This is a genomic window from Streptosporangium subroseum (assembly GCF_900188345.1).
In the GTDB taxonomy this organism is placed as follows: Bacteria; Actinomycetota; Actinomycetes; order Streptosporangiales; family Streptosporangiaceae; genus Streptosporangium; species Streptosporangium subroseum.
The window spans coordinates 214,687-224,060 of sequence record NZ_FZOD01000010.1 but is presented as its reverse complement, the minus strand read 5'-3'; the positions used below and the strand labels follow the sequence as shown (position 1 = coordinate 224,060).

Annotated in this window: 9 protein-coding genes; 5 read left to right on the top strand and 4 right to left on the bottom strand. The window is 69.3% G+C overall.

Annotation, left to right across the window (positions count from 1 at the left end; genetic code table 11):
* A partial coding sequence (locus CHC08_RS50675) for a SpoIID/LytB domain-containing protein (RefSeq protein WP_218825304.1) occupies positions 1–882 on the top strand: 882 nt, incomplete at its 5' end.
* A 59-nt stretch (positions 883–941) separates the two neighbouring features.
* Here CHC08_RS50675 and CHC08_RS13580 read toward each other — a convergent pair.
* Both CHC08_RS13580 and map read right to left on the bottom strand, forming a co-directional pair.
* Entirely contained in the window at positions 942–1,973 is a 1,032-nt protein-coding gene (locus CHC08_RS13580; RefSeq protein WP_143653209.1) for an NBR1-Ig-like domain-containing protein, read from the bottom strand.
* Positions 1,974–2,295: 322 nt separating this feature from the next.
* Positions 2,296–3,066, bottom strand: coding sequence for a type I methionyl aminopeptidase (gene map / locus CHC08_RS13575; protein ID WP_089207601.1), 771 nt, complete (start codon positions 3,064–3,066; stop codon positions 2,296–2,298).
* Positions 3,067–3,136: 70 nt separating this feature from the next.
* Here map and CHC08_RS13570 point away from each other — a divergent pair, with 70 nt between their 5' ends.
* Positions 3,137–3,439, top strand: coding sequence for a helix-turn-helix domain-containing protein (locus CHC08_RS13570; RefSeq protein WP_089207600.1), 303 nt, complete (start codon positions 3,137–3,139; stop codon positions 3,437–3,439).
* 25 nt (positions 3,440–3,464) lie between these two features.
* Here CHC08_RS13570 and CHC08_RS13565 read toward each other — a convergent pair whose 3' ends face one another.
* Both CHC08_RS13565 and CHC08_RS51480 read right to left on the bottom strand, forming a co-directional pair.
* Positions 3,465–4,136 carry a response regulator gene (locus tag CHC08_RS13565; RefSeq protein WP_089207625.1) on the bottom strand — a complete coding sequence of 224 codons (672 nt, stop codon included), beginning with the start codon at positions 4,134–4,136 and terminating at the stop codon, positions 3,465–3,467.
* Positions 4,133–5,755, bottom strand: a complete 1,623-nt coding sequence (locus CHC08_RS51480; protein ID WP_245878294.1) for a sensor histidine kinase — start codon at positions 5,753–5,755, stop codon at positions 4,133–4,135. The genes CHC08_RS13565 and CHC08_RS51480 overlap by 4 nt, the downstream gene beginning before the upstream one ends.
* Before the next feature lie 264 nt (positions 5,756–6,019).
* Here CHC08_RS51480 and CHC08_RS13555 point away from each other — a divergent pair, with 264 nt between their 5' ends.
* The 3 genes from CHC08_RS13555 to CHC08_RS13545 are packed head-to-tail and all read left to right on the top strand — an operon-like array spanning position 6,020 to position 9,374.
* On the top strand, positions 6,020–6,910 hold the full coding sequence (locus tag CHC08_RS13555) for an ABC transporter ATP-binding protein (protein WP_089207598.1): 891 nt from the start codon (positions 6,020–6,022) through the stop codon (positions 6,908–6,910).
* A complete protein-coding gene (locus CHC08_RS13550; protein ID WP_089207597.1) occupies positions 6,907–7,959 on the top strand; it encodes an ABC transporter permease in 1,053 nt (350 codons plus the stop codon). The genes CHC08_RS13555 and CHC08_RS13550 overlap by 4 nt, the downstream gene beginning before the upstream one ends.
* The gene (locus tag CHC08_RS13545) at positions 7,956–9,374 is read left to right on the top strand and encodes a S41 family peptidase (protein ID WP_089207596.1); all 1,419 of its coding nucleotides are present in this window, start codon (positions 7,956–7,958) and stop codon (positions 9,372–9,374) included. Before CHC08_RS13550 ends, CHC08_RS13545 begins: the two co-directional genes overlap by 4 nt.

Below are 9,374 nucleotides of genomic sequence, written 5' to 3'. Positions count from 1 at the left end.
GCGGTGCTCGCCACCGCCTCACCCGCCTCGGCGGCCACCCGCAACGGCGTGTGCGAGACCGGCGAGTTCTGCTACTACTTCAACAGCAACACCCAAGGATCACTCTCCGACTTCACCGGATCCACCGGCGACTACGGCACCACACAACCCTCCTGCTTCGACTTCAAGGGACCCGGCACCGGCAAGGGCAAATGCATCAAGAACGCCGCCGCCTCCGTCTGGAACCGCACCACCAAGACCGTCCGCGTCTACTACAACAGCAACTACGCCGGCAGCACCTACCAGGACTTCGCCGCCGGCGCCAAGGGCAACCTCACCGCCGCCCTCAAGAACCAGAACGCCTCACACCAGCTCCTGAGCTCCGTACCGCCGACCGGGTGCAAGACCGACGGCACGCACAGCAGGCTGCCCACGACGATCCTCGTCTATCGGAAATCCCTCAATCGCGTGGACCGGGTGGAGTTCAAGACCTACATCAAGAATGTCCTGCCCAACGAGTGGCCGTCGTACTGGCCGGCGGAGTCCCTCAGGGCCGGGGCGATCGCCGTCAAGAACTTCGGCTGGTACTGGGCGCTGAGATCGGCGAGCAAGACGCCGAGCGGCCAGTGCTATGACGTCTCCGACCACACGGCCAGCCAGGTGTACAAGCCCGGCTCCGCGACGGCGGCGACGAACGCCGCGGTGGACGCGACGTGGGGCACCCGGATGACGCGCAGTGGAAATATCTTCAAGGCCCAGTACTGCTCCACGACGACGGCGTGCGGCCATTGGGTCACCGGCGACTGGATGTCGCAGACCGGCTCTCGCGACAAGGCCCAGACGGGCTGGAGCCATTCCAGGATCCTCAAGCACTACTACGAGGGGATCGTTCTCACCTCCTGATCCTCGGAGACCGTCCGCCCCTGGTTCCCCGCCGTGCGACGCACGGCGGGGAACGGGCGTCAGTCGACGATGACCTGGAAGTTGAGCGGCCGGCCTCCGGGGAACGCGACCCGTCCCGAAGCGTCCATCATCTTGAACCGCACGTAGCACAGGCCTGGGTTCCTCGGCGTGGTGATGTCGGTCCGGATGTCGACGATCTCTCCGGGTCGCGTGTCCTTGATCGGTACGTCGGAGATGGTCTGGCATTGATCAGGTTGCTGCGGGAGGTCGAGGCGATGCAACGAATATCCCTCCCACGGCACGGTTCCGGCGTTCTTGAGCCGCCATACCTTGGTCTTGGTCTGGCCGGGGCCGACGCGTGTGCAGTCGGGTAGCGTGATGTCCCCGATGAACACCGCCGAATCGCCCTCTTGCGCGGGCGGGCTCCACGGCGGGTTGGTCGCGCGCATCGGGCAGTCGGCCGCCGACAGCGAGGCCGCCGATGGGCTGCCGGACGGGTTCGGGATGCGCCCGCCGGTCCCGGAGTCGCGATTGACGGCGACCGCGATGAGGACCGCCGTCCCCATCCCGACGGCCGCCGCCGCGAGTGCGGCCGCAGCCGGGCGGGTCAGCCGGAATCGCCCTCGGCCCCCCGGCGCGGGGAGGACCGGCCGGACGTCGCCCGCGATCTCGCCGGGCGGTGGCGGCGTGGGCACAGGTGCCGAGGTCTCACCAGCCGATCGTGGCGCCTGCGACCCGATGGCGACGTGCACGGTACGGCCTTCCGCGGCGCCTGCGAGTCCACCAAGCGGACGGGCCGCCGAGGTGCCCGCGCGGATCGAAGAATCTCCGGCACTCGCCGATCTGACCGCCAGGTTCGCCCTCTCCCAGCGTTCGCGGTACGCGGCCGGGTCCGCGCCGCACGCCTTGACGAACTCGACGGTGGTCTCCCAACTCGGGAGCCGGTTACCCTTCGTGGCCTCGTGCAATGTCGTGTGCGAGATCGCCCCCGACCGGCCAGACATCTCCCGGAAAGGTGGGTTGCCGATTGATTTGCGAAGTTCTCGCAGAGCCGCCGCGAAGTCCTCGATCGTCTCCGTCCGTGCAGGCATGTCGTCCACCCAGGTGAAGCTAACAGCGCCCACGGTATTTACTCAAGCTCGAACCAAGAGTGGTGGGCGAAGTAAGGCGGCCGGCGCTACCGGGCTGGAGGCACCGATCGGGGACGTTGACCAATCGCGTGAAGGGCGGCCGCAACCGCGACCTCACTCATCGGCCGGCCTCCGTCGACGACAAGGCGAGTGACGGTGAGACGGTGCCGAGGAGCCGGTGCGGCGTTGACGGGAGACATCGGAAGGCCGCCTTTTCGCCGGTGATTCGCGATGAGACGCCCGGAGAACGGAAACACGCGTGGCTCCGGCCTCACGGTCGCGCCTAATTCGGCAAGGTGAGGATTTCGGCTCCGTCGTCGGTGATGGCGATCGTGTGCTCGCTGTGTGCCGCCCGGCAGCCTGTCGCGCTTCGGAGCGTCCACCCGTCGGCATCGGTGATGAGCTTGGCGGTGTCCGCCATGACCCACGGTTCCAGTGCGAGCAGCAGCCCAGGGCGCAGTCTGTATCCACGGCCGGGCCGTCCGCTGTTTGAGACGTGCGGGTCCTGGTGCATCGTCGATCCGATGCCGTGACCTCCGAACTCGGTGTTGATCGGATATCCCGCCTCGCTGAGGACCGAGCCGATGGCATGGGAGATGTCGCCGATGCGGGCTCCGGGCCCGGCGGCCGCGATGCCCGCGCTCAACGCGCGTTCGGTTGCGCTGATCATCGCGACGCTCTCCGGGGGCTTCGAGTCGCCCACGATGAAGCTGATGGCGGAGTCCGCGGCGACACCGCCTTTGGAGACGGCGAGGTCGAGCGTCAGCAGGTCGCCGTCGGCAAGCGTGTAGTCGGTTGGCAGTCCGTGGAGCACGGCGTCGTTGACGGCCGTGCAGATGTAGTGGCCGAACGGCCCGCGTCCGAACGATGGCTCGTAGTCGACGTAGCAGGACAGCGCTCCGGCCTCGACGATCATGGCGTGGGCCCACCGGTCGATGTCCAGGAGGTTCGTGCCCACTGCGCTGCGGCTCTTCAGCGTCTGCAAGATATGAGCGACCAGGGCACCTGTCTCTTTTGCTCGAACCAGTGCGGGGGGATTCAGGATCTCGATCATGCGGCGCCTTTCTCGCGCAACCAATAACTATCCCGGCAATATTATCCCGACACCCGGTACTATCGGAGCCATGGTCAGATTGCCGCTCACACCCGCGGAGGTCGAGCGCGGACAGCGCCTCGGCGCCCTGTTGCGTCGCGCCAGGGGAGAGCGCCCGATGCTCGAGACCGCGCTCGACGCGTGTGTCTCACCGGAGACCCTCCGGAAGATCGAGACGGGCCGCGTGGCGACCCCCGCCTTCTCGACCGTCGCGGCGATCGCCGACGTCCTCGGCCTCTCCCTCGATGCGGTGTGGGCTGAGATCAACCAGCCCGAACGCGGTGTCGAACCGACCGGCTCCGGTCACAACGCACGTGAGCGGCTGGCCTCGTAGGTCTCGATCCCGCAGCCGCGTCGGGTCAGACTGTGCCGCCGGGGGAGATCAGGCCGGTCTCGTAGGCGACCACCACGGCCTGGACGCGGTCACGCAGGCCGAGCTTGGACAGGATGCGCGCGACGTGGGTCTTCACCGTGGCCACGCTGAGGGTCAGCTGGTCGGCGAGTTCGGCGTTGCTTAGGCCGGTGGCGAGCAGGCGCAGTACGTCCAGCTCCCGAGGTGTCAGCCGGGACAGATCGCGGTGGAGGGTGGGCTTCACATTGTCGCGGCGGGCGAAACGTTCGACCAGGCGGCGCGTGATAGTGGGCGCGAGCAGGGCGTCGCCGGAGCGCACCAGGCGTACCGCGGCCACCAGGTGTTCGGGGGTGACGTCCTTGAGCAGGAACCCGCTTGCCCCAGCGGTGAGCGCGGCGTACACGTAGTGGTCGAGGTCGTAGGTGGTCAGAATCAGCACGCGGGTCTCCTCGGCGCCACCCGCGACAATCCGCCGGGTGGCTTCGAGACCGTCCATCTGCGGCATCCGGATGTCCATGAGCACGACGTCGGGCCTGGTACGGCGGACCGCGGCGACGGCCTCGTCCCCGTTGGCGGCCTCGGCCGCCACTTCAATGCCGTCAGCGGCGAGGATCATGCGGAATCCCGTGCGTACCAGTGCCTGGTCGTCGGCGATGACGGCGCGCAACCGCTCAGTCATGTTGTCCTCCACGGGATGCGGGCCTTGATCCGGAATCCTTCCCCGGCCGTCCGTCCGGCGTCCAGAGTCCCGCCGTAGACACCGAGCCGTTCGCGCAACCCGATCAGCCCCCTGCCGTCGCCGGTCCGCGGCCCGGCGCCCCGTACCCCGCCGGTATCGGTCACCTCGATCTCCAGCCAGTCGCCGTCATGCCCGATCTTCACGAACGCGGCGGCCCCGGCCGCGTGCTTGATCGTGTTGGTGAGGGCCTCCTGCACGACGCGGTAGGCGGCGAGGTCGATCCCGGGAGGCAGCGGCCCAGGAGGCGACACCTCGACGCTCACCGGCACGCCGGCGGCGCGGACCCGTTCCACCAGGGCGTCGAGCCGGTGGAGTCCGGGTTGGGGTTCAAGCCCGTCGGAAGGACCGTCGAGACGCTCGCCACTCGGGCCGGCGAGCAGGCCCATGACATGGCGCAGTTCGGCCATGGCGGCCCGGCCGCCGGACTCGATCGCGAGCAGGGCCTGCTTCGACTGTTCCGGCTCCGCGTCCATGACCTTGCGGGCCGCGCCGGCCTGGATCACCATCACGCTGACATTGTGGGTCACCACATCGTGGAGTTCGGCGGCGATCCGGGAGCGCTCCTCCGCGACAGCCCTGTGCATGGCGTCTGCCTGCGCCTGCTGCAGTTCGGCGAACCGATGCCGGCTGGCGCCCAGCTGGCGCCGCCAGAAACGGACGAAGCTCCCGAAGACGCCGACGCTCAACAGGACGACGAACGGCCCCATCCAATTAGGTAGCGCAGGCGCGACGTCCCGGAAGGCGCCACCGGCGAGCCCGGCCGCGAGCACGAGGCCACCCATTGCCAGGAACCGGTTACGGCTGTAGGCAACAGCACCGTACGCGGCGACGGCGCAGGTCAGCACAGTGATCCAGGTGGCGCTCGCGTGCGTGGCCAGCGCCGCGGCCAGCACCGCCCAGAAGGTGATGAGCGGATATCGGCGCCGTGCCGCCAGCGGTAACGCCGTCAGCGCGACAAGGAACACGGGCGGGTCGTAGGACAAGGGCTGGGCTGACACGCCAGAAGGCGGTGGGTAGCCGATCGGGTGATCAGGACCCGGCGGTGCGGACGGGCCGGACGGGTTGCCGGCGGGTGGGGATGGGCCGTTGGACAGGACGCCAGGAGGTGGTGGGTAGCCGGTCGGGGCGTCAGGAGCGGCCGGGAGATCAGGAGGCGAGGGCCGGGTCGCGGGAAGCGGCGGTACGGGCCGGGTGGCAGGGGGCGCCGGTGCGGCCGGGGCATCAGGAGCGGCCGGGAGATCAGGAGGCGAGGGCCGGGTGGCAGGAGGCGGCGGTGCGGGCGGGGCGACAGGTCGGAGCTGTAAGTACTCGATCACTTTGGGCTGATCCCCGATCGGGCCGATCACCGGATACTTCGCCGATACGGTCACCGCGATGACCGTCAGGACGATCGCGACCACCGCGTCGGCGACGAATGCCCTGCGAGACGGCCTCGGAGGTCTGTCGCCACCCAGCCCCGGCGTGTCCCGGACGTCTCGCCGGTCCGGGTGGTCCTCGTCCAGCCGGCCGTCCAGGTTGAGCACATGCCGCCACCACGGTGGTCGTTCACCGGTTTCCATCGGCACATTGTCACGCCTGCCTGTCCGGCCCGCATCGGCCGCTGTGACGGGGCTCATGGTCTCCGGGAGTACATCGCAGGGATGACCTGGCAGCCCTTCGTTCTCAGGCGGTACGCGATCTCGGTATGACGGCCGACGCGCACCGGCAGGGGCGGTGCCTAGTTTCGTTCCTGCCATCACGCCGCTCTGGAGCCGCGACCTCGCCGAAAAGCATCGCGGCGCTGTTCATGACCACCCCTCGGACCCCTCTCAGGAGGACATAGCGTGACTTCTGTCTTGCAGGCCCAGGCACTGGGCAAGAGGTACGGCAAGCGCTGGGCGCTGCGCGAGTGCACCATCGACATCCCGGCGGGCCACGTCGTGGGATTGGTGGGCCCCAACGGAGCCGGCAAGACGACGCTGCTGAAGCTGGCCGGCGGCCAGCTCGAACCGACGGCGGGCGACATCACCGTGCTCGGCGGACGGCCCGGGGGCACGCCCGCGCAGCTGGCCAGGGTCGGGTTCGTCGCCCAGGACACCCCCGTCTACGCGGGACTGACCGTTGCCGATCACCTGCGGTTGGGGGCGCGGCTCAACCCCCGCTGGGACGACGGCATGGCGCGGGAGCGCATCGCGCAACTCGGTCTCGTCCCCACGCATCGGGCGGGCAAGCTGTCCGGCGGCCAGCGCGCCCAGCTCGCCCTGACCCTGGGCCTGGCCAAGCGGCCCGAGCTGCTGATCCTGGACGAGCCCGTGGCCTCGCTCGACCCGCTGGCCCGCCGGGAGTTCCTGCAGGGGCTGACGGAGGCCACCGTCGCGCACGATTTCAACGTCGTGCTCTCCTCCCACCTGGTCTCTGACCTGGAACGGGTCTGCGACTTCATGATCGTTCTCGTCGACTCGCGCGTCCAGATGGCGGGAGAGGTCGACAGGCTGCTGGCCACCCATCACCGGCTCACCGGCCCGCGTCGCGATCCCGACCGGCTCCCCGCCGACCAGCATGTGATCTCCGCGCACCACACCGACCGGCAGAGCACGTTCGTGGTCCGTGCCGACGCCCCGATCCACGATCCCGCCTGGACGGTCACCCGGCTCAGCCTGGAAGACCTCGTTCTGGCCTACATGGACAGGCAGACCGCGGAGAACCGGCGAGTCGCACCGGAGGCGCAACGATGATCTGGCTGACCTGGCGCCAGTTCCGTGGCTCGGCCATGATGACGGCGGCCGTACTCGTCATTCTCGCCGTCGTACTGGCCCTGACCGGCCCGGACATTGCCTCCCGCTACTCGACCGGGATCGCCGGCTGCACCCTGGACGACACCTGTGACCGATTCTTCGACCGCTTCTTCGACGAATATCAGCTCCCCTTCGTGGCCGTCAGCTTCGTCGTGCTGGCCCTGCCCGCTCTCATCGGGCTCTTCTGGGGAGCGCCGTTGATCACCCGCGAACTGGAGGCGGGCACACACCTGCTGGTGTGGAACCAGAGCGTCACCCGTGGCCGCTGGCTGGCGGTCAAGCTCGGGCTCATCGGCCTGGCGGCCATGGCCGCCGCCGCCGCGAGCGGCCTCGCGGTGACGTGGTGGTCCGGCCCCCTGGACAAGTCTGCCGTTCCGGACCTGGCTCTGATGGCTCCCCTGGTGTTCGGCGCGCGTGGCATCGCCCCGATGGGTTATGCGGCCTTCGCCTTCGTCCTGGGCGTGACCGTGGGAATGCTGGTGCACCGCACGTTGCCCGCCATGGCCCTCACCCTGGCCGTCTTCGCCGCGGTCCAGTTCGCCATGCCGCTGCTGGTCCGTCCCCACCTGATGCCCCCGGTCACCGGAATCTTCGAGCTCAACCAGGAGAACATGGGCGGCATCCACGTAGAGGAACAGGGCGGACCCGTGCAGATTTCCACGAGACCCGCGGTTCCCGGCCACGCGGGCTCCTGGGTCCTGCTCAGCGACCTCCTCGATCCGTCCGGACGGAGGGTCGCCGGCAGCGGCGAAGAAGCGCCCGTCCCCGTCTCGGTGACGTCGGGCCCCTGCTCGCCGCGGGAGGCGGGGCCACAGGGCTTGGACGCGTGCTGGGTCGAGATCAACCGGCTCGGTTACCGGCAGCAGGCGACCTACCATCCCCTCGACCGCTTCTGGCCCTTCCAATGGATCGAAACCGGGATCTACGCCCTCCTTGCCCTCGGCCTCACGTGGTCGTCCTTCTGGTGGATCCGGAGACGCCTGTCATGACCATGCTCAGGACCGCGGCCGCCGGGCTCGCACTCTTCCTGGCGACGGCCTGCACCGCACCCACACCGCCGCGCGGCCAGGTGAGCACGGCAGCCGGTACGGTCTGCGCGCCGCCTCAGGTGACCCCCGGAGCGGAGACTGCCACCACGATCGACGTCATCGAGCAGGCGTACCTCTGCATCCTCGGCAACTACTACAGCGGCACCACTCTGGACGCCCGCTCGCTGCTGGCCGCCGGGCTCGTCGCTCTGACGCAGGAGCTCAACCGCAGCGGGCGCGACGTGCCCGAGGCGACCATGCCGGCGCTGACCGGCGACCGCAGAGCCGACTGGACCGCCTTCGAGACCACTTACCGGAAGATCACCGACCAGGTGCCCGGCCTGCGCGACAGGCTGGCCGTCGTCACCCTCGAATCCATCGTGGCCGCCCTCGGCGACAATCACGCTCGCTGGACACACGACGTCAAGCGGCCGCCCGACTACTACGACGGCGACGGCTACGGCCTGGGGCTCAAGGCGAACGTCAGCGGCCCGCAGATGGACGCCGACCCCGGCGCCGCCCTCCCCCCGCTGTTCGTCACCACCGTGCAGGGCGGCGCGGCGCAGGCCGCCGGGCTGCGCCCCGGCGACGTCATCGAGTCGATCAACGGATCGGCGCCCTTCATCGACGGGAAGCCCACCCCCGCGATCGCCGCCCTCTACCCGCAGTACCCGGACGCGCGCCCGGTGCGGCTTCGGCTCCTGCGACAGACCATCGGCCGCCGCTGGACCGTGACGCTCAAGCCCGGCCTCTACCAGCGGGATCTGGCCACCCTGCAACTGGTGAGGTCGAAGCTGCTGGAAGACGACATCGCCTATGTGCGGATGACCGGATTCGCGCCCGGCTCCGCGAACAGGGTCCTTAAAGCGATCTCCAGGCTGCGTACCGGCCGGACGCTGTCGGGCGTCGTGCTGGACCTGCGCGGCAACGGCGGCGGCAGCCCCGTGGAGGCGATCCGGTTGCTGAGCGCGTTTGTCCACGGCAAGGTCACCGCCTACCAGTGCACCGTGGACGGCAGGTGCCTGACCTCGTGGACCGACGACACCGTCGAGTTGCTTAACCTGCCGCTGGCGGTGCTCACCGACCGCGGCTGCGCCTCGGCGTGTGAGCACTTCAGCTCCGCGGTGAAGGACCTGCGCATCGGCCGGCTGGTCGGCACCAGGACCGCCGGTGTGATCTCCGGCCCGGCGCGGGGGTACCTGCTCGCCAACAACACCCTCCTGAGCTTCCCCGGCAGGCACCACTTGGGACCCGATCGCGAGGTGATCGACCGGATCGGCGTACCGCCCGACCACTACGTGCCCCTGACCCCGAAGGACACGGCCGCCGGGCGCGACCCCGCCCTGGCCAAGGCCCTGACCCTGCTGCACACGTGA

What these genes read in the sequence shown, in the direction of transcription:
- CHC08_RS51480 (WP_245878294.1), bottom strand. Translation starts at nt 5,755, where the DNA reads ATGGAAACCGGTGAACGACCACCGTGGTGGCGGCATGTGCTCAACCTG.
- CHC08_RS13565 (WP_089207625.1), bottom strand. Translation starts at nt 4,136, where the DNA reads ATGACTGAGCGGTTGCGCGCCGTCATCGCCGACGACCAGGCACTGGTA.
- CHC08_RS13550 (WP_089207597.1), top strand. Translation starts at nt 6,907, where the DNA reads ATGATCTGGCTGACCTGGCGCCAGTTCCGTGGCTCGGCCATGATGACG.
- CHC08_RS13580 (WP_143653209.1), bottom strand. Translation starts at nt 1,973, where the DNA reads ATGCCTGCACGGACGGAGACGATCGAGGACTTCGCGGCGGCTCTGCGA.
- map (WP_089207601.1), bottom strand. Translation starts at nt 3,066, where the DNA reads ATGATCGAGATCCTGAATCCCCCCGCACTGGTTCGAGCAAAAGAGACA.
- CHC08_RS13545 (WP_089207596.1), top strand. Translation starts at nt 7,956, where the DNA reads ATGACCATGCTCAGGACCGCGGCCGCCGGGCTCGCACTCTTCCTGGCG.
- CHC08_RS13570 (WP_089207600.1), top strand. Translation starts at nt 3,137, where the DNA reads ATGGTCAGATTGCCGCTCACACCCGCGGAGGTCGAGCGCGGACAGCGC.